We start from the raw sequence: 25,978 nt of genomic DNA, 5'->3' as shown, positions 1-25,978 counted from the left end.
AGACTTCAGAAGTTCTTAAAGCTCGATTTTAACTGGGTTAATTGCATCAGATTTAAGAGTTTTAAGAATGGTTTTTTAAAAAAATAAATTATGCACAAAAATGATTTTCTGTCAACTTAATTTAGATGCGTTTACCCTGGATAATAGTCTCGATCGCACTAGCTTCAACTCGCACCCTCTTTTTCGACTCTTCCTTTTTTGGAGACTCCTCCCCATCAGTAGAATCATCCCCCACCCAATATCCCCTTAACTCTTTTCGCAGAATAGCCCGCGCTTGGGAGATGCGTTTGGAGACATTCTGGTAGGAAATATCTTGCTGTTGGCTAATGTCTTGATGAGAGAGTTCTTGATAAAAGTGCAGGATAAAAGTCTCGCGCATCTTCTGGGGTAAGTTATCGATCGCGCTGCGAACCACCATCTCTTTCTCGCCCCTCTCCAGAGCGCCCAGGGGCGTATCGTGCAGAGAAACCAGTTCTATTTCCTCGACAGAGGCGATCGCTTCTATATTCTCCACTTTTGTCCCGGCGCGCGAGCGCGCGCGATGAATATCAATGCAGAGATTACGAGTCAGCAGCGTCAGCCAAGCCTTAAAATTAGGAATTTTCCCCTCATACTTTTGTACCTTTTCCCATGCTTTGAGCATCGCCAGACTGAGGGCATCTTCAGCATCGGTTGGGTTATAGTTCATCCACTTGAAACAGCAACGATAAAGATCATTTTTATACGGCTGCCAAAGTGACCAAAAAACCGTGCTGATATCTTCCGAGCTATCCCTTGAAAACGTAGTTACTTGAGAATCTAAATTCATATCCCTATCAAGTTGATGAGATCGTGGAAATCATGAAAAAATTCGGTAACTCGGAAACTAGCGCATCTTTATAGAACCCCTTTGAGAGCTTTTCTGAAAAAATCAGGCAGACAAACAAGTCGTCTCACATAACTCAATAGCTACAAGACGAGAAATCATGGGGCGATGGTGGCAAAAGAGCCCAAATCCATATCGCACAGGGCTTACGCTTACAGCAATAGATCTCAAATAGGTTCTATAAGCGTGTCCGAGCCATGACTGACACAGGATTAAGCGCTCAAGGGAACTCAGTTGCGTAGATAGCAGACGAAGTTCTACAGTGTCCAGAACTTCGTCAACATTCATGTAGTGACTTCATTTGAGTAGTATGCACACAGCAAGGAACGCTAAGGATTCTTATGCTTCCAAAACAGGCAGTTAATACAATTCGGCTGTGATGCAGATAGCAGAGGGTAGAAGGACAAGAGCCCAATTACTGTAAGCGGACATTCACCAAAAAGCTCCTCTATTATATCAGTTGTTTAGCTCAACGAGAATATAGATAAAGTTGGTATGTTTGTGTAAAGTTATATTGCTATGAGCGCAAATTGCACAATTAGTTGGTTTTGTCAATATACTATATTGGTCAATTAATTGCCCAACTATAGCTAAAGGTTGGTTCCAAAAAACAGGTTTTTGTAAAAATACGGTCTCTGGGGGAGCGGCGGAACACAGGAACGGGGGAGCATTTAGATATAAACTCTCCTCACCCTTCTTTAAATTTGCAGGGATGGGATGCTCGCGCATAATCGCAGATAGACTTGGGCAGAAGTCTATTAGCAATGGAAAGTGGCTAATACCAATTCACTGTTTCACAGAACAAATCGAGGAAGTATTACGCGGGAGCGATGGGGGAACGTTGTTAATTCTATCGGGACGCTGGTTTTAATCGGGTAAAGCGATCGCATTTCAAGTTAGATTTCAGGTAGGTTATCAGGATCGATCTCTTGCGATCGCAAATACTCAGCTAGGCGTTCGGCTCGCTGTCGTTCTACCCTCAACTGCTCGCGCATCTGTTCCGCCGCTGCATCGGGCAGGGGATAAGCATTTCCTGACTCGTCGGACCACACCAGAATTTCTTGCTCGATGCCCCCAATAACTTGCTGAGATCGCCCTATGCCCAGTCCCACTTCTGGCATCCAAAAGGGTTCGCCAATCTGCTGCCTGTACTGCCCGTCAATCAGCTTGTACACTTCAAACGGTTGATGCCGATCGCGCCGCCAAAATTCGGGGTTGTAAATAATGTAGTACAAAACTCCTAAACCGGCATAAATCGACATTTTATCGTCGTACTCCCCACCGGGTTTGTGAGACACCATTTCCAATGCTACGATCGGCACAACCTCGTTTTCTTCCCAGACAGCATAGCTGCGGCGAGATTTGCCCCCTTTTCGGCGCTCCACCCCCAAACTGAGAAACCCGTCGGAACAGGCACTTTGGGACTGATTCCTGTAGTGTGATACACCGCCATATCCACCCCAAAGTACCAATCCATGCGAGCCGACCAAATGCCGGTCAGGACAAACAACAATAGGTTCGGCAGCAGATTCTGGTCTTCGTTATCCACAGGGGTATCGTCCGAACAGGGCAGGTCTTCGGTGGACGGCAAGCTTAATTTTAGTTCTGGGGAAATCATGGCAGTTAACTCCCATCGATATCGTTAACCTGATTTTAGATTATAGAAACTTTTTTTATTTTTAATGCGGTAAAATTTTCAATTCAACTGGTTCGCAGGATATCTAATTACGAAGAAACAATAACATTTTGTTGAAATATCCTAATTTCAGCTATAATTTGTAAAACACTTCAAAACCATGAGGATTAATCGTGGAAATTCTACACATCAAACACAATCTCGAAACATTGTGCGATCGCCTAACCAGTCTACAAGACTATCTTTAGCTCAGAACTAACCGCCGAGAACCAAAAGTTACAACAGCTAGCAGCACAGCCGGAATCGGGCAACAGCACCAACACAGTTGAACGGATACTCCAAGAACTAGACGCACTCCAATCCTACCAGGCAAAGCTCAACCAGTGCCAAACTTGTTTAGGAGATGCCACATCAGCAGTGGAATTACTCGAATTTCAAGCAGACGACGAACTAGAGCAAGAACTTCAAACTAATTTAGCTCAACTTAACTGCTCTCTAGAAGAGTGTGAATTAGAGCAATTGTTGAGCGGGCCTTGCGACAAAAACGGAGCCTACCTGATAATTAATGCAGCAATAGATGACTTAGATGCTCAAGACTGGGCAGAAATGTTGCTGAGAATGTATGCTCGTTGGGGACAAAACCGAGGCTATAGAGTTGCGTTTGTTGGAGAATCGCCGCTAGGGAGATATGGACAAATTAATTCTGTAATTTTGCAAATAGACGGACGTTACGCTTGTGGCTATCTCAAGTCAGAAACCGGAATGCACCGACTGCAACGTACATCGCCTTTGAATATTACCGGAAAGCGGCAGACTACAGCGACGGTGGAAGTTGTGCCAATTAATGTCGAACTTGAGATTCCACAACAGGATTTAGAAATAATCTTGCCTCCTGGCGACGTGATTTCCGGGAAAGTCCCAACTTGGGTGAGGATGGTTCATGTTCCTACTGGTATTTATGCACTATCTACCGAAAAGCGGAGCCTACTGCTAAATAGAGAAATGGCTTTGTCGCTTCTCAAAAGCAAACTGTTTGCTACTATGCAAAGTCAGGAAGTTTCAGAAATTTCAGACATTCAGGTCGATCGCCTAAAAACACTCCTTAACCAACCAATTCGGGAATATCAATTTGCCAGCGACAGCGCGAACCAGGGCAAAGTTCTGGATCTCCGTACAGGAATCGAAACAACAGCCGTCGCCGAGGTGCTCGACGGCAAACTTGACTCATTTATCAAAGCTGGTGTGCTGCTGAAAAATTGATTTGCACATTTAGAGCAAAATTTCAGCTAAACTCAAAAATACAGCCCACAACTAGGAGAACTCACAGTGGAAGTTCTAGACATCAAACACAATATCGAAACATTGTCCGATCGACTGGGTACAACCCAGGACTATCTTTGACATCCCCGCACTTACAGCCAAAATTCAAGACTTAGAGCAAATCTGCGCCCAACCAGCATTTTGGGACGACCAAGATCGAGCTCAAGAAACCCTCCAAGAACTTAATGACTTCAAATCTCATTTAGACCAATACCGCGGCTGGCAAACGAGCTTGGAAGATGCTAAAGCTATTTTAGAACTGCTGGAGTTAGAAGCCGACGAGTCCCTTTTCCAAGAAGCCTCATCGAGTCTTTCTCAGTTAAGCCGCGAACTCGACCAGTGGGAACTGCAACAATTACTATCCGGGCCCTACGACGAAGGCGGCGCCGTTTTGACGATTAACGCCGGGGCCGGCGGCACAGATGCTCAAGATTGGGCAGAAATGCTGCTGCGGATGTACACCCGCTGGGGGGAAAGTCAAGGTTACAAAGTACATTTAATGGAAATTTCCGAGGGAGAGGAAGCAGGTATTAAATCTGCTTCTTTGGAAATTGTCGGCCGCTACGCTTACGGTTATATGCGATCGGAAAAAGGCACTCACCGCTTGGTCAGAATTTCGCCTTTTAATGCTAACGACAAGCGTCAAACCAGTTTTGCGGGCGTTGAAGTGATGCCAATTCTCGATCGATCCGTCAAGTTGGAAATTCCAGAAAAAGATTTGGAAATCACGACTTCCCGCGCTGGCGGCAAGGGCGGGCAAAACGTTAACAAGGTAGAAACTGCTGTCCGCATCGTTCACCTTCCTACCGGTTTGGCCGTCCGCTGCACTGAAGAACGCAGTCAGTTGCAAAATAAAGAAAAAGCTCTAGCATTACTCAAAGCTAGACTGTTGGTGGTTGCTAAGGAACAGCGGGCTTCGGAAATTGCCGAGATTCGCGGCGACATGGTGGAGGCAGCTTGGGGCAACCAAATTCGCAATTATGTTTTTCACCCATACCAAATGGTCAAGGATTTGCGTACTGGAGTGGAAACAACCGCCATCGCAGATGTGATGAACGGCGAATTAGACCCGTTTATTCAAGCTTACCTGCGGCAGGAAAATCAGTTGGTAGCCCAAACCGATTCAACCGCGCGAATATAATTGGCGCTTTGACATACAAAGTCTGCCTGTGCAGACTCAAGAATCAAGAGCGGTGATGGCAGCGGATTTGCTATAATTTTGGGGTTTTGGCCGATCGCCCGACCTCCAACAGGTCGCGCGGCCAAAAACCTTGATATGATAAAAATTGATCTGACAAACACTAAGGAGAAATAATGACCCAAGTTGTAATAGGCGAAAATGAAGGGATTGAGTCAGCCCTGCGACGGTTTAAGCGACAAGTTTCTAAAGCGGGTATTTTCCCCGACATGAGAAAACACCGCCACTTTGAAACCCCGTTGGAAAAGCAGAAGCGCAAAGCTATTGCCAGAAGGACTAAGAGACGCTTTCACCGCAACAACAAACCCTAGAATTATTAGCACTAAATTGATTGGGCAGATATAATGCCTTGCGATTCTAGTACCGCAGCGACTCGGAGAATCACCGCTTCGCTGTAGGGCGCACCAATAATTTGTACCCCCAAGGGCAAAGCGCCCGGCCGCTGTACGGGTACGCAAAGAACGGGCAAGCCAATAAATGATAGGGGTTGGGTGAACAGTCCGAGATTGGGACGCACTAAGATTTCTTGTCCGGCTATTACCATTTTCTCGACGCCAATTTCAGGGGCAGCAATCGGGGTGGCGGGTGCGAGGATGATGTCTGTTTGTTGGAATATTTCGCGCATTCGATCGCGGTACCACTGTCTGAATCTCTGGGCTTGCAAGTACCAAGTCGCAGGGATCAGGGTTCCCGCTAAAAAGCGATCGCGCGTCGCCGGATCGAAGTCTTGAGGGCGCGATCGCAAATTGTCTAAATGCAAGTTTCCCCCCTCGCAAGCGGTAATGATAAACGCCGCAGCCCTGGCGCGATCGGATTCCGGTATGCTGACAGTTGCAAGCCCCCCTATTTTTGGGGGGTTTGTTGTTTTTTCAGTTTTAATACCACAATCCAAGACATTTGTCAAGGCATTAGCAACTATTTCTACAGCATCCAATGCTTCCGGTTCGGCCCCTGTAGCGAAATACCCGTCAGCAACAGCAATTCGCAATCCTTCGATGCCTTGATTTAACTGCGGCGAACAAAGTTCTGGCGGGCGTCGAGTGCAAACTGGGTCGCGAGAATCAGGGCCTTGCAGGATATCGTACAGCAGTGCGATGTCTCGGAGCGATCGCCCAAACGGCCCCACACAATCCAAACTACCCGAAAATAAATAAGCGCCAGCCCTCGACAAACGGCCGTAAGTAGGCTTAAACCCAAAGACACCGCACAAAGCAGCAGGTACGCGGATGGAACCGTTAGTATCAGAACCGAGAGTGAAGGGTACAAAACCGGCGGCGACTGCTGCTGCGGAACCGCCGCTGGAACCGCCAGCGATGCGCGCAGTATCCCGGGGATTGCGAGTCGGGCCGTAGTGGCTGTTTTCGGTGACGAAACCGTAGGCGTACTCATCCATGTTGAGAGTACCCACGAGCACAGCCCCGGCTTGTTTGAGTCGGGCGACCACCGCCGCGTCCTGGGTAGCCGGAGGATTGCCAGCGTTGATTTTTGACCCAGCTAGAGTAGTAATTCCACCGATGTCGAACAGGTTTTTGACAGCGAAGGGAACGCCTGCTAAAGGGCCTGGGTTTTCGTTATTTGCGATCGAACTATCTATATTTTCGGCTGCTGCGAGTGCGCTTGATGCAGTGATTGCAGTAAAACAATTAAAAGCCTTATCCTTAACAGCAATCCGTTCCAAAGCAGCACTTACCGCCACTGTAGCAGTAACCTTACCACATTTAACAGCCGCTGCCGTAGCAACCGCATCAGCCCTCTCTAAAAAACATCTGCGTTCATCCGCGTTCATCTGCCCTCATCTGCGGTTAAAAATCTAAGGTTCAAACACCGGCGCGACTTCTACTTCTGGAGGTAAAGGAAATTCAGTAACGAGTCGGGCGATCGCAGCAATCCTCTCGAAGTTTACCACAACCCCCGGCCGATGTTCCGGGTCTAAGGGTAAGTTTATCAGTTCAGCCGTGCGATCGACATATTCTTCGACATTTACCATGAGTCCCTCCCAAAACAACATCAGCGTTCATCCGCGTACATCTGCCCTCATCTGCGGTTGAAAATCTCAGATTCAGATATAAGTGCGATCGATTATTGTATTGTAATCGCGATCGGGCAGTCAGTTATTATTGCTCAGTTTTTTGTATTCCTCGGATTGTCTGATATCATCTAAAGGCGATTTTGGCTCTAGTGGTTCATCTGGAAAAAACTTTATAGATGTCTGCGTTTTCCCAGAATATTCTAAACCTCCATTAATTTCTATTTGAAGCTTTCCTTTTTTCCAACCTTTAGAACCAATTTTGAGAATTTGACAAGCGATTCCTTGTTGAGAGGTTTTCCAGGTTATATTCCCTCCCCTTATTTTTGTTTCTTCGTTAATCTGTAGCTCTTCCATCATCGTAGAAATCGTATGATATCGATCCTTATCTACAGAAATATCAAGTATACTCCTCAACTTACTAGCGGCTAGCTCTTTCAATCGGCGCACCGTAAAAGTAGCTTTCCCCAATAACAAAACATCATCATCGCCATCTAGTATCTCATAGCTTCTATTGATTTCATTTTTTTCGTTCATTTTATTTCACCAAATTCTGCTGATTACTAGTTGATACCATTTCAAGCTATCTGATTCAAGCTGGTTAACAAAATAAATTGACTTTCGCACTTTCCCACTCAAACACTGACAGTTTCCCGCAACTTCTCAACGGCAACATCCAGCGGAGGCAAAGTAAAATCCTCAGCATCCATCAATTCCTTAACCTTCTCAAAAATCTCCACCTCCGCCTCTTCCTGATCCGTCAGCTTATCATAAAAACAAGGGTCAGTAAACCACTGTTCAAAAGCAAACCTTAACACCCCATTCGGGTCAAGCATAAACTGCCAATACTTAGAAACTCGGTTATCAACTACTTCAAACAGCGGTGCCGGAGTCTGTATGGGATAATAGCTGTAATTATCATCACAAATATAGTACCAAACTATTCCTTGCCACGATCGGATGGCATAAACAACATATTCCTTGCCAACCGTTAACGGCAATTCAATCTTTTTAGTATAACCTCTTGCCGGATCGATATAATTTTCCGGTAAGTCTTTCCCAGTATTAGCAATACAGCGAACAATCATAATTTCTATACCTATAAATTCTTAGGTGCTATTTTAGGATATTGTCGTTTAAACTTTAATTCAACTTGTTGGAAAATTTTTGCATTTTCAAACCAGTGCACTTGTACGGAAGCCCCATTAATTACAAAAGCCTGAATGCTAGTTATTTTGTACCAGTCTTCGGGATTACCTCCATAGAGGGCAACCAATCTGGAAACATCCCCTAGTATATCGTCAGGCCCGCCCTGAATTGCTCTACAATTACCAGCCTTAGCATCTTGCAACAGAAGTTGCTCCTGCAAATTTCTCGGACTCTCATCGGGAATAGCACCTTGATTCACAATTTAACAGCTTCAAATATTGTTTGTCAAATACCGTAGAAACTAATTTTAGCAGGTGCAGTTTCCGCCAGCAACTTCCCCCGCGAAATCACATACCGAACCGCAGCGCGCCTCCTAATTGCATCATAACAATCCTCAGCATCTAACACAATTAAATTTGCAGGTTTCCCCGCCTCTATCCCATAATTCTCATCTCCCAGATTGAGAGTTTTAGCACCGTTGACAGTCACCATATTAAAACAAGCTGCAATTTCAGCCATTCCCGTCATCTGACAAACATGAACCGCCATATGAGCGACATCCAACATATTTCCCGTACCTAAACTATACCAAGGATCTTGCATGCAGTCGTGGCCAAAACTCACATTCAATCCCTGCTGCCACAACTCCTTAACTCGCGTCACCCCGCGGCGTTTGGGATAAGTATCAGCGCGGCCTTGCAGGGTGATATTAATTAAAGGATTGGCGATGAAATTAATTCCCGATTTTGCCAAACTTCCCATCAGCTTCAAGGCATAAGCATTGTTGTAAGAACCGAAAGCCGTCGTGTGGCTTGCCGTCACCCGCGAACCCGCCCCGCTTCTAATCGCACAAGCTGCTACAACTTCCAAAAATCTCGACTGTTCATCATCGATTTCATCGCAGTGAACATCTATTAATCTATTGTATTTTTCAGCAAGTTCAAAAATTCGCTCAACCGACTTCACCCCATCTTCCCGCGTCAACTCATAATGCGGAATCCCGCCCACAGCATCCGCACCCATATCCAGAGATTTCTCTAAAAGTTTGTCATTTTCTGGACTTCCGTAAATCCCGTCTTGGGGAAAAGCCACAACTTGCAGAGTCATCCAATCTTTCACTTGTTCTCGAACTTCCAAAAGTCCTTGCAAAGCAGTCAGCGTCGGTTCGCTAACATCAGCGTGACTCCTGACAAACAAAATCCCTTGAGACGCTTGCAGCCTTAAAGTTTCAACAGCCCGTTTTTTGACATCATCCAGAGTTAAACTTTGCTTTCGTTCCCCCCAAATTTGAATTCCCTCGAACAAAGTGCCGCTTTGATTCCATCGCGGTTCCCCCGCAGTCAAAGCCGAATCGAGATGAATGTGCGACTCCACAAAAGGAGGACTGACTAATTTTCCTCCAACGTCAATTTCGGATTCTCCCAATTCGGGAATCTGCGGCGATACGGCCGCTATTTTGTCCCCATCTATGGCGATATCCACTGTTTGACTGTCGCTCGCACCTAACAAACGACATTCGCGCAGAACAATGCTATACTTTTGCTCGGGCATGACAACTGCACTTAATTTAATAATTGTAAACTTTATCCTTCCTAGTGAAGCCAAAAGAATCCCTTAATCACTTGCGAACCCCCTCCTTCTCCTCCTCTGCGTCTTCTGCGCCCTCTGCGGTTAAAAAATCTTACTTAAAAACCCACCTATAACCACAATCACCCAGAAAAAAGCGCAACTACAAACCGCCAACATCAGACAATCTCAAACTCCAGATTGTGATTTTTTACCAAATCAAAACTAAAATGGTCAACCACATTAGTATCGCTCAATTCCAGATTGTAAAAATCAACAAAATCCGCATCAAAATACGGCCCAGCGTGCCAAGTCCCCACATCTAACTTAATAAAACAATTGCCCGGAATCCGAAAAGCAGCCATATCCTCTAAACTAGGTTTATAGCTATCCCCAGGAGGTGCAACCGCCATCAACCAATCCTTCCCCTCTAAAGAACCCAAACACTGAGTACATTGACTGTGCCGCGTAATTTTGCCAAACTTGCGACCTTTCTCCTGCAGTCGCATAATGTAAAATCTAGGAATGCCATTTTGCAAGTTTAACTGAGCATCATCAGCATCGAAAGACTTGCCATCAACAGCCGCAAAGATAACTTGACCGTAACGCCGAAAATTCTCCGGTGTCACCCATTGTGCGGATAACTGCTTAGTCAAAATTGATTCGCTCATAAATCCTAACCTCCCTAGCTTTCTCCGTCATAAATATTCTAATATAAATAGTAAGACCACTTTATTTCTACCTTGAGTGCAGCTAAAAACCAACCTTTCGACTCAGCCCACAAAAAAATAAACAAGATTGCTTTCATTCGATCGCCCTTCTTGAAATTTATCTGCGTTAATCTGTGTTTATCTGCCTGACATCTGCGGTTTCTGTATCAACCTTACAATCAAACTCAGCACACTGCTGCAAAAAACGGGCCGGAATATCAGGTCGAGCACCCCAATGCAAATGCAAATAAGAAGCGTGTACCCGACAAACTCCCCAACCTTCAGCAACCGCCTCAACTTCCCCCCGTTTCCCGTACCTCCAACTGTGATAAACTGGATTACTCGGTTCCACAGTTAAATGCGATCGATGAAACTCATGTCCCCAAACCTCATCAAGAGCAGTTAACACCGAACTATCCCTCACCGCCACAGCTTCTCGGTATCCCAGCGTCAACCGCTTTCCCATCGCAGCAGCAGTTTCCAATACTCCCACCCCTTGCCAAGAATTGCCGTCGAAGTCTACAATAGAATCGCACAAATACATCAAACCGCCGCACTCAGCATAAGTGGGCATTCCCGAAAAAATCGCACTTCTTACCGCATCCCGAATTAAAACATTACCGCTCAATTTTTGAGCAAACACTTCGGGAAAACCGCCGCCAAAATACAACCCTTGCACGTTGTCGGGAAAAACCGAGTCATCAAGCGGGCTCCAAAATACTAACTCTGCACCCAACTCTTCCAACAAATCAAGATTGTCCTGATAGTAAAAATTAAAAGCCCGATCGCGCGCAACTGCAATCCTCACTCCAAATTGTTTTCCCAAAGAGTTGACAACATCATCTTTTTGAGTTATAATTCCCGAAGGGAGACTGTGCCTACCCAAAAGTTGCTCAGACCCCTCACCCCCCGCATTTCGAGTTGCAGCCAACAAAGGCAAAAGTTGCTCCCAGTCAAAACTAACAGCAGCCAAATCGGCCAACTTATCGATCGCAGCGTGAAGATTCGGCAACTCCTCAGCAGGAATCAAACCCAAATGTCGATCGGGAATAGTAACAGCCTCATCCCTACGCAAAACGCCCAAAATAGGTAAATTGAGCGGTTGGAGAGCATCTTGAAGCAGTTCCAAATGTCGATCGCTCGCCACCCGATTCAGCACCAAACCAGCGAATTTAAGGTCAGGGTTAAAAGAACGAAAACCGTGGGCGATCGCAGCCACAGAACCAGACAGCCTGCTGCAATCGATCGCAAACAATACCGGCAAATTCAGCAAATAAGCAACATGAGCCGTAGAAGCAAAGGAAATAGAATAGTGTTGTTTTCCTTCTGGCTTCCTTAAATCCTTTACATCTCGTACAATCGTTGCCGAACTTCTATCCGTTACATCCCGTACATTGCTCGTTGCCGAACTTCCTTCTTCATGCTTCCGAGAAACACCGTCAAATAAACCCATTACCCCTTCAACTAAGGCATAATCGACATCTTGAATATGACGGGAAAAACACTTTTTTACATAAGATTCAGACGTTAATACCGGGTCTAAATTGCGACAGGGGCGACCAGTAACAAAAGCGTGAAACATCGGGTCAATGTAATCGGGACCAACCTTAAAAGACTGAACATTCAAGCCGCGGCGGATTAAAAAAGCTAAAAGGGCGATCGTCACAGTAGTCTTTCCCGCACCGCTACGTTCACCAGCAATTACTAAAGCCATAGTTCTAAATTATTCACAAAAAATACAGAAAGCAGCCCGGCGATCAAATTATTTATGAGTATTGGTCTTGAACTTCTCAACTAATACCTATTTAACGAACCGCGAAGACGCGAAGACCGCGAAGGAAGCATGAGAAGAATATAGGTAATTTCGTGGCTTTTGGGAAGTAATTTAGAGTTTTGAGTCAAAGAACATGATTAATTCAAACTCATAACTTATAACTCACAACTCCTAAAAAAGTAGGGCAGACATTGCCTGCCCCACTGAATGTTAACTCAATCCGTCTTGCTTCTTCCTTCTTCCTTCTTCCTTCTTCCTTCTTCCTTCTATTTACCGCTTAGCCAACTTCAGCATTTGAGCCGTCACTGCCAAACTTTCTTCGTAAAGCACGTCCCGGCCCCAACTCTGCAAGTGCTGGCCCAGCAACTGTTCCGTCACCTGATCGAACAGAGGACTCACCTGGTTAAACCGATCGGTTTGAGCGCCGCCCTTCGTTTCCATCCGCATGCAGCCGCCCACTTCCGAACACAGAACCGTACCGCAGTCAGCCTTCTCGTTCGTAGAACTCAAACGCACAGCAATCAAATCGCCCGGGACATCGCCCGTATCAGCAGTAGGAATAGCAGCCAACTCCGCTTCTACAACCCGTTCGTCCGGCCCGGCGAATTTAATTCGCTTGATTTGGTAATCGCCCTCTTCCTGTTTGAAAGCAACAGGACGCCACTGAAGCCGGCTCGCCAGCCAACCCAAATACATCAGCGCTTGAGTAGAATTGTCCTGTTCGTAATCGATCGTCACCCGATCGATTTCCCGAATCGCAGCGCGGCGTTCCGGGGCGTCATAAGCCTCAGCAGCCAACTCCTGCCACGCGGCCAGCCGGCGCCAATTGAGATCCGCGATCGGAATGCCCTGCTCGATCAGACTTTGCATCAACAGCAATTCCGCTTCACACTCGGCAAAGCTGCTAGAGTCAACAATCACAGAACTGCTAATTGCCGCCAGCCGCTGGAACAAACCTCGCTCGGCATCAGGATTCGCTTTCCACCACAGCAGCGTCGGCAAATCAGCGATAGTCAACGCCGTCACGATACCGCTCACCCGTTCCAAAGCAGCTTCCGTACCCCGCAGCGTAATGTACTCGCAGCAGATCAGATTGCCAGTGGTGCGCTGGTGAACCGGACAATAAGCAGCCACTTGAGCCTGCACCCCCGTATCTTCCCCCGCCGTCGGGCACAGAGCAATAATCCGGCAGGGATTGGCAGCTACAATCGCGTCAGCCACCCCCGAACCCCCGGAACCCAAGCCACTAGATCCCATCTCCTCGCCTTTGGAATTTTTGCGAGCCACTTCTTCCCGCAAAGTCGCCAGCAATTCAGCGTTAGCTTTGCCAGTTCTGGGCAGTCCGTAAGCTTTTTGAGCCGCCCTGATGCTAGATGCCGTCATCGGCCCGCTAATACCGTCCACCGGTCCGTCGTAAAACCCCAGATCCGCCAATAAGCGCTGAGTCTCTTCCGGTTCGTAGACTACAAAAGTAAAAGTTGTTGCCCTACTAGCGATCGAAACATCGCCCTTTGAACCAGATTCTCTGTAACTTTCCCAAATTTGACTCAATTCGGCCTCTATTTGGTCGAGCGACACATCTTTAGGATTTTGCAGCGAAACCAGAGGCGGAGCTTTCATCGGTGTCATCGTCATAAATCTTTTCTCTCCTTTGTGAGTTTTTAGTCATCAGTCATCGGTCATTAGTTCAGTAGTCCTGGAGATCCCAAAATTTTCGACCCTAGTTTCAGCTCTCAGATTCATCTGTGCAGTAAATCTAAAATCTAAAATCTAAAATCTAAAATCGACTGACTTTTAAAGTCTGCGCCACTTGCGGCCGTCTCTGTTAATTAGCAGTTCTGCTTCCGCCGGTTCCCAAGTACCCGCTTCGTATTTAGGAACCAAATCTTGGTCGTTGGACGATTCCCAAGCCATCAGCGCCGGCGTTACCACCCGCCAAGCTTCTTCCACTTCATCCGAACGGGTAAACAAAGTTTGGTCGCCCAGCATACAGTCAATTAACAGTCGATCGTAAGCATCCGAAGATGTCACCCCAAAAGAAGAACCGTAACTGAAATCCATATCCACCGTCCGCGTCCGCAAATCCGGCCCCGGCATTTTCGCCTCAAACCTCAGCGAAATCCCCTCGTTCGGATGCACGCGCATAGTCAAAACGTTGGGGGTAGTTTGTTGGGCCGCCGACTGAAAAATCATCAGGGGCACTTCGCGAAACTGAATCGCAATTTCGCTGACTTTTTTCGGCAACCGTTTGCCGGTTCGCAGGTAAAAAGGCACTCCCTGCCAGCGCCAGTTGTCGATAGTAAACTTCATCGCCACAAAAGTCGGCGTTGTCGAGTTGGGAGCAACGCCCGGTTCTTCGTGATACCCCGGCACCTGTTTGCCCTTCATCCAACCTGCGGAATATTGACCCCGAATCGCACAGAAGTCCAAGTTATTCAAATCTGCCAAGCGAGTTGCTTGCAGAACTTTCATCTTTTCGGTGCGGATGCTGTCAGCGTCGAGCGAGTTCGGCGGTTCCATCGCCGTCAAACAGAAAATCTGCATCAAGTGGTTTTGCAGCATATCCCGCAACGCCCCAGAGGATTCGTAGTAACCGGCCCGGTCTTCTACGCCTACTGTTTCTGCAACTGTAATTTGTACGTGATCGACAAATTGCCGGTTCCACAGCGGTTCAAAAATCGCGTTGGCAAACCGAAATACCATTAAATTCTGAACCGTTTCTTTACCCAAATAGTGGTCGATCCGGTAAACTTGCTGTTCTTGGCAAACCTTCTGCACGACTCGGTTGAGAGCTTTTGCCGAACTCAAGTCGCGGCCGAAGGGTTTTTCAATTACCAAGCGGTGTTTTGCCGGATCGGTCAGCATTTGAGCCGCGCCCAGTTGCCTAATTGCTTCTGGGAAAAAGTTCGGGGAAACCGAGAGATAAAATATGTGATTGCCGCGAGTTCTCCTTTCTTCGTCGAGTTCCGCTAAGAAAGCTTTGAGTTTTTCATAGCTTTCGGGGTTGTCAATGTCGCCCGGACAGTAGTACAAACCTTTAGCGAAATCTTTCCATATTTCTTCATTGCCAATGCCGCCGCCAAATTCTTCGATCCCTTCCCGCATTTGCTCTCGGAAGTAATCGTGACTCCAAGGACGGCGGGCTACACCTACCACTGTAACTTCCGGCGGCAAACGCCGATCGCGCCTCATCTGATAAATTGCCGGTACGAGTTTGCGCTGAGTTAGGTCTCCCGAAGCTCCAAAGATTACCAGAATTTGCGGTTCTGGCATCCGTTCTTTTCGCAAACCGACCCTTAGTGGATTTTCAAGTAGCGTTACCATTATTTATTTTCCTTGTTCTAGTGCTGTTAACTCTGCCAAGACACCGTGATAGTTTGCGGTCATTTCTGCTAGTTCCTGGGTCGGAGAGTTAATCGGTTCTTCATACTGCTAGAGGAGGCAGGTGATTTTGCTCTCTAGGAACTCTGACACTCATTAATCTCAAAATTCCTAGAGAAAATTTAAAACTCAGCATTTAAGAACCCAAATAATTATCTATTCTGATTCCTAAATGCTTCTGCCTTTCAGGATACAGATATCTGTCTAGGCGACGGGTGACAACTTCTGCACTTTCTCTTGCAAGGAATTCATCAGGGATTGGAACGGGGTGACGAATTTCTCAATCCCGTCGAGGAGCAAGTCTGCCATCACTTTGTCCAAGTTGATATCGATGTCGGGATCTTTGAGACTTTCGATCAGCGTGTAAGCTTCTGCAACGTTGCTCTCAATCCGGGGTGCGACATCGCAGTGGTCGAAACAAGCTTCAACGGTGTTCGGCGGCAAAGTGTTAACCGTGTCGGGACCGATTAATTCATCGACGTACATGACATCGCTGTAGTTGGGGTTTTTGGTGCTGGTGGAAGCCCACAGCAAGCGCTGCACTTTCGCTCCTTTGGCTGCTAAAGCTTGCCAGCGATCGCTCGCTACGATCTCTTTATACTTCTGGTAAGCGATCTTCGCATTGGCGATCGCAATTTTCCCCTTCACTGCTTCCAGTTTAGCTTTTGTGGAAATATCTGTGACATTTTTGAGTTTCTCGTCAATCTTGCCATCGATATTGATGTCGATCCGGCTCAAGAAGAAACTGGCAACAGAAGCAATATTGCTCACATCCAAACCTTTAGCCGCCCGCGCTTCCAAACCGCGAATGTAAGCCCAGAAAGTTTCGACGTAGCTGTCAACCGAGAACAGCAAAGTCACGTTAACGTTAATGCCTTCGCTGATGACTCGCTCGACTGCGGGCAAACCTTGAGCGGTTCCCGGAATCTTAATCATCACGTTTTCTTTGCCGATCGCGTGATAGTAGCGCATGGCTTCGCTAATCGTGCTTTCTGTGTCGTTGGCGATCGTCGGTGGCACTTCAATGCTAATGTAACCGTCCAAACCATTCGACTCTGCGTAAACTGGGGCGAAGATGTCGCAAGCGTTGCGGATATCTTCAAATACCAGAGATTCGTAAATCTCCATAACAGATTTGCCCGCCCGGATGCCAGCTTCGATATCCGCGTCGTAAATCACATTACCCGCGATCGCTTTCTCAAAAATAGCCGGATTAGATGTAATCCCGCGCAGTCCCCTACTTTCAATCATCTGTTTGAGTTCGCCGGACTCGATCAGATCGCGAGTCAAATTGTCCATCCAGATACTTTGGCCAATTTCTTTGATTTCTAACAGGTGATTCGTTGGTGTTGCTGTCATTACTGTAACTCCTACAATTTGATAGCTGTTAATTGGGACTTGGAAATTGGGACTTGGAAAGTGAAAAGTGAAAAGTGAAAATTGGCAATCGGGAATTGGTAATTGGGAGTCGAAAGTTATAAGTTAAAACCCTCTTCCTTCTTCCTTTTTGCTGACATCCGTTACATCCGTTACATCCGTTACACAATCCGTTGCCGAACTTCCTTCTATCCTTTACATCCGTTACATCCGTTACACAATCCGTTGCCGAACTTCCTTCACTCTTGGACTGTTCTAGGATTGCGCGCTCGATCTTGAATAAAAGACTCGACCATCGCTACATTTTCTTTACTGCCGACAATCAAGGGCGATCGCTCGTGCAGTTTGGTCGGCACAACGTCTAAGATGTCTTGAGTCCCCGTACTGGCGCGCCCGCCGGCTTGCTCCATCAAAAACGCCAAAGGAGCAGATTCGTAGAGCAAACGCAATTTGCCCTCGGGTTTTTTCACCGTTCCGGGGTACAAAAACACGCCTCCCTGAAATAAAATCCGGTGGAAATCTCCCACCAAAGCCCCGCCGTACCGGGCGGTGTAGCCTTCGCTGCGGTGTACGTAGCGAATGTAGTCCCTCAAAGATTCCTCCCACTGCCAGAAGTTACCTTCATTAACGCTGTAAATCGGGCCGCGATCGGGAACCTTAATGTTTTCGTTAGCTAGAATAAACTCGCCCAAACTCGGGTCGAGGGTAAAGGAATGAACACCCTGACCGATCGAATAAACCAGCATGGTACTCGGGCCGTAGAGCACGTAGCCTGCTGCGATTTGTTTGTGTCCGTGTTGCAGCAAGTCGGAAGCAGAACCGTCTGCATCGTCCCCCTCTTGCTTGCGGATGCTGAATATGGAGCCGACATTGAGATTGATGTCAAGATTGGAAGAACCGTCTATGGGGTCGTAGAGCAGACTGTAACGCCCGATCGGACAGTTTTCGGGAATGTAGTAGGGTTTGTCCATTTCCTCCGAAGCCAAGCGGCAGACAAGTCCGCTTTGCTGGAATACCGAGATAAACACTTCATTGGCATAGATATCCATCTTTTTGACGGATTCTCCCTGCACGTTCACAGCCCCTGTAAACCCTAAAGCATCTTCCATTAACCCGGCTCTGCTGAGTCGCCTCGCGATCAGCTTTGCCGCCAGCCCGATGCGATTCATCAGGGCACTGAGATCCTGAGCATCTGCTGAAAAGCTGTGGAGTTGCTGGAGTACGTGACGAGATAGGGTTGTGCAATCGCGGTCTAGGGCTTGCACCTGATCGATCGGGCCCAGTCGGGCTTCCCCTGTCGGCGCGTTTACCATGATTTTGATGTCCTCCCTGTCTTGCGGCTCTGGGTTTGGGATTTTTCAGGTGCTTGACACTTGCTCCTGTATCGGCTATTTGACCGATCGTCCCCTAACTTCTATCTTAGGGAGGGTTTTGCGAAAGGGCGTCGAACTTTAGGTGAATTTTAGATCCCCATGGAAAATTGAGGCGTTCGATCGACTGTTGAGTCGAGAATTGTATCCAAAATCACTACTTTTTTTGATTAACCGCAGAGGACGCAGAGGGCGCTGAGAGAAAAAGTGGCGATAGAGAAGCCTACGAACGTTGGTTAGCATCTCAAAAAGACCGACAACTTCCTTTGCGCGAAGAAGATGTAGAACCTATTGTTAATTTGCCGGAATTGCTTGCAGGCATTTACGATCGCGCCGACTATGATTATCGGATTGATTGCGATTCAGATCCCGTAGGCAAATTTTCGCTAAAGGTGATATGACACTCCAAAACTCTGGGTAAGCTATCCATAGAAATACGGTAATTAAAATTTAAGCAAATAAACAGAGTCAGTCATTGACTTTTCTATTGACTTGTTTGAAATATACTCAAACACTCAACTTACATTGCCTAAATTTCTCAAGATTTTGCTTGTAAAAACCCAAATAGAAAATGTTTTTTGGTACTCATCAACCCATGATAATGCTATGGATATTATTTCACAAATTCCCCATAACTTAGTCAACCACTATCAGATTAAAAATCTGCTCGGAGAAGGCGGTAGTAGCACAACTTACGAAGCCATTGACCTCAAAACAAACCAGCGAGTCGCACTCAAATCTTTGTCTTTACAAAAGATGAATGACTGGAAAGTCCTGGAACTATTTGAACGAGAAGCCAATGTTTTATCAAAATTGAATCATCCGGGAATTCCGCGTTATTTGGATTATTTTTATGTCGATACTCCCGATAACCGTTGTTTTTATATAGTACAAGAACTGGCCCAAGGGCAATCTCTAGCAAGTTTAGTCGAAAGTGGCTGGCACGCTAGTGAGTCGGAAATTAAAGGTATTGCCACACAAATTTTGGAGATATTAGTTTATCTCCATTCACAGACACCACCTGTTATCCACCGGGATATTAAACCCGAAAATATTGTTTTCAAATCCCCCATCAATTCCCGCAAACCAAAAGACTGGGAAGTCTGCTTAGTAGATTTTGGAGCAGTGCAAAACACTTATTATAACACTTTAATGCGAGGAAGTACCGTAGTTGGAACCTACGGTTATATGGCTCCAGAACAATTTCTCGGACAAGCCGTACCTGCAACAGATTTATATGGTTTAGGAGGGACGTTGTTGTATTTACTAACCCACCGTTCCCCGGCCGAATTACCAACAAATATACTAGAGGGAGATTTTCGCTCTCAAATTCAGATTTCTTCAGCATTTGCCGATTGGTTAAAAAAAGCGATCGCGCCAGATTTAGAAAACCGCTTTCGATCGGCAAAAGAAGCGCTTGAATTGCTTCGCAATCCTCGAACAGTTAGCGTTAAATCAAATCCGACGCAATGGAAAAAGCGCCTCAAAATAGGAATTGCTGCTATTGCTACTGTTGCCGTTTTCAATCACTTTAAATATCCCATCCTCAACCGGATTGGATTTACACCCAATGCAGTTGTCGAGGCTGTTGAACGGGGAGATACTCAAACTGTTAGGCATTATCTGGATCTTGGCATTAATGCTAATTCCAGGGTAAATAACCAGAATTTACTACACTTGGCTGGCTCAAAAGAGGTGGCAGAATTGTTAATTGCCAAAGGTGCAGATGTCAACGCTAAGGGTGGATATGGCTGGACCCCATTACACTTCGCTGCTATGTTTGATCGCATAAAAGTAGCACAGACGCTAATTGCTAAAGGTGCAGATATTAACGCCGGGACAGGAAGTCAATGTTTTAATATAACTCCTCTGTTCTTTGCCCGATCGCCTGAAATGGCCAAGTTGCTGATTGCTAAAGGTGCGGATGTCAATGCCAAAAACAAAAATGGCATGACTCCTCTACATACGGCGCGATCGAAGGCGATCGCACAAATACTACTTGCTGCGGGCGCAAAAATTAACATCAAAGAAGACAATGCTCGAAATGGTAAGGGTACAACTTTATTGCATAATGCAGCCAAAATAGGCTTTAAGGAGTTGGTACAACAGCTAATTAACGACGGCGCAAATGTTGTTGTCCGGGATAGTTACAAAAGGACTCCACTGCACTATGCAACCACAAAAGAAGTTGCTGCTTTGCTAATGCTGGATATCAACGCTATAGACGAATCTGGAAATACTCCGTTACACCTAGCTGTCGATCGAGGCTCTCAAGATATCGCTGAACTGCTAATTGCTAATGGTGCAAGTGTTAACGCTAGAAATGAGAAAGGTCAAACTCCATTGTATCGAGCGATCGCGATCGGACACAATGATATTGCTGCACTGCTAATTAACAACGGTACAGATGTCAATAATATAGATGGATCAGGCACAACTCCACTGCACAAAGCCGCACATTATGGCACTGTAAAAATCTTAAAATTGCTGATTGCTAAAGGTGCAGAAATTAATATCAAGGATAATCAAAGAACAACTCCACTGGATATCGCCGTAGACCTGAAACTTCAGGATACAGTGGCGCTGCTAATTAGTAAAAACCCAGATGTTAATAGTGAAGACAAAGAAGGCAGAACTTTACTGCATATCGCTGTCGATTTCAAACTTGAGAATGTAGCCAAACAACTCATTGCCAAAGGTGCATTCGTTAATGCCAAAAATAACTTGCTTCAAACTCCCCTGCATCTTGCTGTTGCTCAAGGCTCTCAAGATATCGCTGAACTGCTAATTGCTAATAGCGCCAGGGTTAACGTTAGAAATGAGAACGGTCAAACTCCATTGTATCAAGCGATCGCGATCGGACACAATGATATTGCTGCACTGCTAATTAACAACGGTGCAGATGTCAATAACAGAGATAATATATGTGACACAACTCCACTGCATAAAGCAGCACATTATGGCACGGTAGAAATCTTAAAATTGCTACTTGCTAAAGGTGCAAAAATTGACGCTACAAACTGCTATGGCGACACGCCACTCAAGATAGTAAAAACCAACTGGAACCCCGACCGAGACCCAGCAGCCAAAATACTCAGCTCTCGCGGCGCAACAGACTAATTATCCAAAATCAACCCAGGCAGAAAAATATGGAAACAGTACAACAATCGGAAAAAATTATTGCTGAAAGATATCGCATTCTCGGCAAATTAGGACAGGGTGGAGTTGGGATTACTTATGCTGCTGTAGATTTAAACAGCAATCAAAAAGTTGCACTCAAAGCTTTATCCCTGCGTCTGACAACTGAATGGAAGAAAGTCGAGTTATTTGAACGAGAAGCAAAAACTTTATCGGGATTGAATCATCCGGGAATTCCTCGCTACATTGACTACTTTCAAGTGGATACTTCCCAAGATCGTTGTTTTTATATCGCCCAACAACTCGCACCGGGAAAATCTCTCGCACAATTGATAGAAAATGGCTGGAAACCCAATGAAGCGCAAGTTCGTCATATCGCCTCTAAAGTGCTAGAAATTATAGTTTATCTGCAATCGCTGTTACCTCCTACTATCCACCGAGATATCAAGCCCCAAAATATTATTATGCAAAAAAATGGGCGAGTCTTCCTAGTTGATTTTGGCGCAGTTCAAAATACTTACCATCATACCGTTACAGGAGGCAGTACCGTTGTCGGAACCTACGGTTACATGGCACCAGAACAATTCAGAGGAAAAGCTGTATTATCAACAGATTTGTATGGATTAGGCACAACGCTGCTTTTCCTGTTAACCCAGAAATTTCCATCCGATCTACCCAGACAAAAGCAGAAGATAAAATTCCGCGATCGCGTCTCTATTTCTACAGAGTTAGCCGACTGGTTAGAAAACATAATTGAACCCGCAATTGAAGATCGATTTCACTCAGCAAAAGATGCTTTATCAGCGCTGCGAGGGGAACAGCCAAGCGCGATTAATCCCGACAAAATGTTTAAGCGCTCGCCCCAATCCCGAATTACTTTAATTGACGCGAAACGGTGGTTATTCATCCATATACACCCCGATCGTTTCCCTAGCAAACTCAAAGGGTTTTTCCAGTTCATTCATCGGAGTTATAAATTTTTACTTCCCTTTTCTTTGATTCTGGGATTTTTTTATTCACCCCTAACGCTCATTGCCGTACCGCCGAACTCGAGAGTTAGCTTGTTTAAATACACTGTAGCCGACTGGTTAGATAAATTCTTTCAGCTATTTGTATTTATATCAATCCAAGCTGTAATAATATTTACCGTATTTTATGCTTTGATGTGCTTGTGTTGGATTGCTTCTTGTCTATTTACTAGATCAATTCAAATCAGTCCTCAAGATATCCAGCGGGTAAAGTTGAGCGGAATTCATCTGCCATTGCTCAAAAAATCGATTAGTTTTTGCCGGATTCGCGCCAAGTCGCGTAACTATTGTTTTGGCTTATTTTTGCCGCAAGCTGATAAAGAATGGTTGGTAAAGGAATTGAGTGCTTGTTTAAGTAAACTAAAATAAATCATTGTTGATATCCACAGAGTCGATCAAAAACCCGTTTTTTTCGGAGTGCGTGGATTAAATAAATGCGAAAGTATAGAATATTTTATGTACTAATTTAGGCAATAATAATTATCAAAAAATCCTGGGTCGGGCATGAGAATAAAACTATAAAGAATCTCGATATTTATGAAATAGGACTGCAAAAGGGGAAGGCGATCGCACTTCTTGAATACGTAGCTAAAAGATTAGTTGAGAGTCGCGATCGCCTTTTCGATTGGTTATGCTTAACTCAGGGCGATCGTTTCTGCCGGTTTACTGACCAACAAAAATAAAGATATTTGTGCTTAAATACCGTCAAGGCAAGAAATATCTCGCCCTGACTGGGGTAGTGTCGTTAAGCTCCTGTATCTCCTAAGCGTGAAGGTTCGATAGATGAGTATTTCTACTCGAAATAAAAAAACTATCCTGTTTTTGGCAGCCAACCCCAAAAATACCACCCCTGTGGACTTACAGAAAGAGGCGAAGGAAATTGCAGAGGGGTTGCAACGCTCTAAAAAGGGCGACAAGTTCCAACTTGAGCAACAGTGGGCGGTGACGCCAAGAGAAATGCAGCGAGCCATATTAGATTATCAACCAGAGATTGTGCATTTCTCGGGGCATGGTGCAGGAGAAGGCGGTTTAGCGTTGGAAGATGAGGCGGGACAAATTAAGCTGGTCAATACCAAAGCTTTGGCAGCTTTGTTTGAGGCGTTTAAGGAGTACGTGGAGTGCGTAATACTCAACGCTTGCTATTCAGAAGTGCAAGCTGAGGCGATCGCACGTCACATTCCCTACGTGATCGGCATGAACCAAGCGGTGGGAGATCGGGCCGCACGGGAATTTGCTGTAGGTTTTTACGATTCGTTGGCGGCGGGGGATTCGATCGAACGTGCCTATAAGCTGGGTTGCGTTAGCATCAGCATGGCAGGAATTCCCGAAGAACTTACGCCGGTATTAAAGAAGAAGTCGGATTTTTCTGAGTTGGATGCAGCGGAGCGATCGTGCGATGCTTCTGTTAGCGATACCGTTGAGGAGTCGTCGCCTGCGGTGGAAAATAGGCGATCGATCGCCGCACCTCCCTTTCCTCTTCTCAACTTAGACAACCCCGAAGGTTCTGTTAGTTTAGATTCACCCCTATATATCGATCGGCCTCCCATCGAATCTGACTGCTACCAAACTATTGTTAAGCCCGGAGCTTTAATCCGAATCAAAGCCCCCCGGCAAATGGGAAAAACTTCCTTAGTGCAGCGAATTTTAGACCGCGCCAAGAAAGAGGGATATCAAACGGCTTATTTAAACTTTCAATGGGCTGATGGCTGTTTTCTCACCAATCTTGATGAGTTGTTGCAGTGGTTTTGCGGTGAGATTACCAATGAATTAAATTTAGAAGACAGGTTAGGGGAATATTGGAAAGGCGTTCTCGGCAGTAAAAATAAAAGCACCAAGTATTTCCAACGCTATCTACTATCTGACAGCGATCGGCCTGTTGTTTTAGGGTTAGATGAAGTCGATCGGATTTTTCAGCATTCCGAAATAGCCACCGACTTCTTTGGATTATTGCGAGCTTGGCACGAGCGGGGAAAAAATGAGGAAGTTTGGAAAAAGCTGAGGTTAGTTATTTCTCACTCTCAAGAAGTTTATATCCCTCTCAATATTAATCAGTCGCCATTTAACGTGGGATTGCCCGTAGAGTTACCTGAACTCAATCAGAGACAAGTAACAGATTTAGTGCATCGACACCGATTAAATTGGTCAAATCAAGAGATTTGTGACCTGATGGAAATGGTGGGCGGTCATCCTTATTTAGTGCGAGTTGCTCTCTACCAAATTGCCAGGGGGAGAATGACCTTAGATCGCTTGCTAAAAGTCGCTCCTACTGAAGAAAGCCCTTACTACGATCATTTACGGCGGCATTTAGTTAACTTGGAAACAGATGCAGAACTAGCAGCAACAATTAGACAAGTTATTAACAGCGAACAACCTGTAGAGATTCACACCGGAGAGGCTTTTAAATTGCGAAGCATGGGGTTGATCAAATTTCAGGGAAATGCTGTAATCCCATTGTGTGGTTTGTACCGTCAATATTTTCGCGATCGCCTAGCCTCTCCCCGAGCGAATATGACTGCTGTGCAACCACCTAATAACCGATCAAGCTTGCTAGAGAGTAATTTAGCAGCTATTATTTTTTCTGATGTAGTTAATTCCACCGCTTTATCAGTTGCCAACCAAAAGCTGACACTAGAATTAGTGAATCGAGATTTCAACATCATCCGAGGCATCTGCGCTAAACATCAAGGCAAAGTCCTTAAAGAAATGGGCGATGGTTTATTAATTTGCTTTCCAGAAAGTGCCGTAAAAGCAGTTGCCTGTGCCCTAGAAATACAGCGAAGTCTCGCCGAAGCTGCTACAACCTTACCTCCGAGTCATGTCCTGCAACACCGGATTGGTATTCACTTGGGGGAAATATTCTCTTTTGAGAAGGATATTAGGGGGGCTGGTGTAAATTTAGCTGCTCGTTTAGAAGGGAAAGCAGAGCCAGGAGGAATCTGTATTTCTGAGACAGTTTATCAAGTCGTTAAAACCCATTTATCTTTAAATGTGATTGACTTAGGTATGCAACACTTAAAAGGAATTCCTGAACCTGTACGGCTGTACAAATTGATTCCTTGATTCTCTGATTTTCTACCTATGAATTAACAAAGACCTATGAAAGATTATCAATATCAAGTTGGAGGTAGCCTACCTGCCAACGCCCCAACTTATGTAACTAGAAAAGCGGATGAAGAACTTTATCAAGCTTTAAAAGCCGGAGAATTCTGCTATGTTCTCAATGCCAGACAAATGGGAAAATCATCACTGCGAGTGCGGACAATGCAGCGGTTACAAGCAGAGGAAATCGCCTGTAGTAGCATTGATATCACAGAAATTGGCACCTCAGATATTACGCCAGAAGAGTGGTATGCAGGCGCTATTGATAGCATCGTCAGCCGATTAGATTTGTATGACGTTTTTGATTTAGATGAATGGTGGGAGCAGAATAGGTTACTCTC

Annotated in this window: 23 protein-coding genes; 8 read left to right on the top strand and 15 right to left on the bottom strand. The window is 45.6% G+C overall.

Annotation, left to right across the window (positions count from 1 at the left end; genetic code table 11):
* Positions 1 to 121: 121 nt before the first annotated feature.
* The 3 genes from QUA80_RS28865 to QUA80_RS28855 form a co-directional block, all read right to left on the bottom strand.
* A complete protein-coding gene (locus QUA80_RS28865; RefSeq protein ID WP_333428402.1) occupies positions 122 to 808 on the bottom strand; it encodes a sigma-70 family RNA polymerase sigma factor in 687 nt (228 codons plus the stop codon).
* Between the two features lie 953 nt (positions 809 to 1,761).
* Positions 1,762 to 2,187, bottom strand: coding sequence for a hypothetical protein (locus tag QUA80_RS28860; protein ID WP_333428401.1), 426 nt, complete (start codon positions 2,185 to 2,187; stop codon positions 1,762 to 1,764).
* Positions 2,175 to 2,483, bottom strand: coding sequence for a Uma2 family endonuclease (locus QUA80_RS28855; RefSeq protein WP_333428400.1), 309 nt, complete (start codon positions 2,481 to 2,483; stop codon positions 2,175 to 2,177). The genes QUA80_RS28860 and QUA80_RS28855 overlap by 13 nt, the downstream gene beginning before the upstream one ends.
* Before the next feature lie 258 nt (positions 2,484 to 2,741).
* On the opposite strand from QUA80_RS28855, the gene QUA80_RS28850 reads away from it, so the two are divergent.
* The 3 genes from QUA80_RS28850 to rpsU all read left to right on the top strand — a co-directional run bounded on the left by QUA80_RS28850 (position 2,742) and on the right by rpsU (position 5,330).
* Positions 2,742 to 3,761 carry a PCRF domain-containing protein gene (locus QUA80_RS28850; RefSeq protein WP_333428403.1) on the top strand — a complete coding sequence of 340 codons (1,020 nt, stop codon included), beginning with the start codon at positions 2,742 to 2,744 and terminating at the stop codon, positions 3,759 to 3,761.
* A 66-nt stretch (positions 3,762 to 3,827) separates the two neighbouring features.
* Positions 3,828 to 4,962 (top strand): peptide chain release factor 2 gene (gene prfB, locus QUA80_RS28845; RefSeq protein WP_333428399.1). Its coding sequence is split into 2 segments (ribosomal slippage): positions 3,828 to 3,899 and positions 3,901 to 4,962, totalling 1,134 coding nucleotides; the frame shifts between segments, so codons are not numbered across the junction.
* A 173-nt stretch (positions 4,963 to 5,135) separates the two neighbouring features.
* The gene (gene rpsU, locus QUA80_RS28840; RefSeq protein WP_006632476.1) at positions 5,136 to 5,330 is read left to right on the top strand and encodes a 30S ribosomal protein S21; all 195 of its coding nucleotides are present in this window, start codon (positions 5,136 to 5,138) and stop codon (positions 5,328 to 5,330) included.
* Positions 5,331 to 5,341: 11 nt separating this feature from the next.
* On the opposite strand, the gene QUA80_RS28835 is transcribed toward rpsU, so the two are convergent.
* The 12 genes from QUA80_RS28835 to fbp all read right to left on the bottom strand — a co-directional run bounded on the left by QUA80_RS28835 (position 5,342) and on the right by fbp (position 18,315).
* A complete protein-coding gene (locus QUA80_RS28835; RefSeq protein ID WP_333428398.1) occupies positions 5,342 to 6,805 on the bottom strand; it encodes an AtzE family amidohydrolase in 1,464 nt (487 codons plus the stop codon).
* Positions 6,806 to 6,829: 24 nt separating this feature from the next.
* Positions 6,830 to 7,006, bottom strand: a complete 177-nt coding sequence (locus QUA80_RS28830) for a DUF4089 domain-containing protein (protein ID WP_015176516.1) — start codon at positions 7,004 to 7,006, stop codon at positions 6,830 to 6,832.
* 120 nt (positions 7,007 to 7,126) lie between these two features.
* The gene (locus QUA80_RS28825) at positions 7,127 to 7,582 is read right to left on the bottom strand and encodes a KGK domain-containing protein (RefSeq protein WP_333428397.1); all 456 of its coding nucleotides are present in this window, start codon (positions 7,580 to 7,582) and stop codon (positions 7,127 to 7,129) included.
* A gap of 98 nt (positions 7,583 to 7,680) precedes the next feature.
* Positions 7,681 to 8,133 (bottom strand): hypothetical protein, encoded by a 453-nt coding sequence (locus QUA80_RS28820; protein ID WP_333428396.1) that lies wholly within the window; start codon positions 8,131 to 8,133, stop codon positions 7,681 to 7,683.
* Positions 8,134 to 8,144: 11 nt separating this feature from the next.
* The gene (locus QUA80_RS28815; protein ID WP_333428395.1) at positions 8,145 to 8,453 is read right to left on the bottom strand and encodes a hypothetical protein; all 309 of its coding nucleotides are present in this window, start codon (positions 8,451 to 8,453) and stop codon (positions 8,145 to 8,147) included.
* A 26-nt stretch (positions 8,454 to 8,479) separates the two neighbouring features.
* Positions 8,480 to 9,745 carry a cytosine deaminase gene (codA, locus tag QUA80_RS28810; protein ID WP_333428394.1) on the bottom strand — a complete coding sequence of 422 codons (1,266 nt, stop codon included), beginning with the start codon at positions 9,743 to 9,745 and terminating at the stop codon, positions 8,480 to 8,482.
* Between the two features lie 194 nt (positions 9,746 to 9,939).
* Complete coding sequence (locus QUA80_RS28805; protein ID WP_333428393.1) at positions 9,940 to 10,431, bottom strand: ureidoglycolate lyase; 492 nt, start codon at positions 10,429 to 10,431, stop codon at positions 9,940 to 9,942.
* A gap of 166 nt (positions 10,432 to 10,597) precedes the next feature.
* Complete coding sequence (locus QUA80_RS28800) at positions 10,598 to 12,184, bottom strand: cobyrinate a,c-diamide synthase (protein ID WP_333428392.1); 1,587 nt, start codon at positions 12,182 to 12,184, stop codon at positions 10,598 to 10,600.
* A gap of 330 nt (positions 12,185 to 12,514) precedes the next feature.
* Positions 12,515 to 13,879: a glucose-6-phosphate dehydrogenase assembly protein OpcA gene (gene opcA, locus QUA80_RS28795; protein WP_333428391.1), complete on the bottom strand. Its 1,365-nt coding sequence runs from the start codon at positions 13,877 to 13,879 to the stop codon at positions 12,515 to 12,517.
* 159 nt (positions 13,880 to 14,038) lie between these two features.
* Positions 14,039 to 15,568, bottom strand: a complete 1,530-nt coding sequence (gene zwf / locus QUA80_RS28790; RefSeq protein ID WP_333428390.1) for a glucose-6-phosphate dehydrogenase — start codon at positions 15,566 to 15,568, stop codon at positions 14,039 to 14,041.
* A 261-nt stretch (positions 15,569 to 15,829) separates the two neighbouring features.
* Positions 15,830 to 16,984, bottom strand: coding sequence for a transaldolase (gene tal, locus QUA80_RS28785; protein WP_333428389.1), 1,155 nt, complete (start codon positions 16,982 to 16,984; stop codon positions 15,830 to 15,832).
* Positions 16,985 to 17,241: 257 nt separating this feature from the next.
* Entirely contained in the window at positions 17,242 to 18,315 is a 1,074-nt protein-coding gene (fbp, locus tag QUA80_RS28780; protein WP_333428388.1) for a class 1 fructose-bisphosphatase, read from the bottom strand.
* A 323-nt stretch (positions 18,316 to 18,638) separates the two neighbouring features.
* On the opposite strand from fbp, the gene QUA80_RS28775 reads away from it, so the two are divergent.
* The 5 genes from QUA80_RS28775 to QUA80_RS28755 all read left to right on the top strand — a co-directional run.
* Positions 18,639 to 18,773, top strand: coding sequence for a DUF4058 family protein (locus tag QUA80_RS28775; protein WP_333428387.1), 135 nt, complete (start codon positions 18,639 to 18,641; stop codon positions 18,771 to 18,773).
* 205 nt (positions 18,774 to 18,978) lie between these two features.
* Entirely contained in the window at positions 18,979 to 21,492 is a 2,514-nt protein-coding gene (locus QUA80_RS28770) for an ankyrin repeat domain-containing protein (RefSeq protein WP_333428386.1), read from the top strand.
* A gap of 29 nt (positions 21,493 to 21,521) precedes the next feature.
* The gene (locus tag QUA80_RS28765; RefSeq protein WP_333428385.1) at positions 21,522 to 22,907 is read left to right on the top strand and encodes a serine/threonine-protein kinase; all 1,386 of its coding nucleotides are present in this window, start codon (positions 21,522 to 21,524) and stop codon (positions 22,905 to 22,907) included.
* A 414-nt stretch (positions 22,908 to 23,321) separates the two neighbouring features.
* Entirely contained in the window at positions 23,322 to 25,598 is a 2,277-nt protein-coding gene (locus QUA80_RS28760; RefSeq protein WP_333428384.1) for an AAA-like domain-containing protein, read from the top strand.
* A gap of 36 nt (positions 25,599 to 25,634) precedes the next feature.
* On the top strand, positions 25,635 to 25,978 hold a 344-nt coding region (locus QUA80_RS28755), incomplete at its 3' end, for an AAA-like domain-containing protein (protein WP_333428383.1).

This window comes from Microcoleus sp. F4-D5, from assembly GCF_036704885.1.
GTDB lineage: Bacteria > Cyanobacteriota > Cyanobacteriia > Cyanobacteriales > Microcoleaceae > Microcoleus.
The sequence above is the reverse complement of the archived record's forward strand: the minus strand, read 5'-3'. Positions and strand labels throughout refer to the sequence as shown.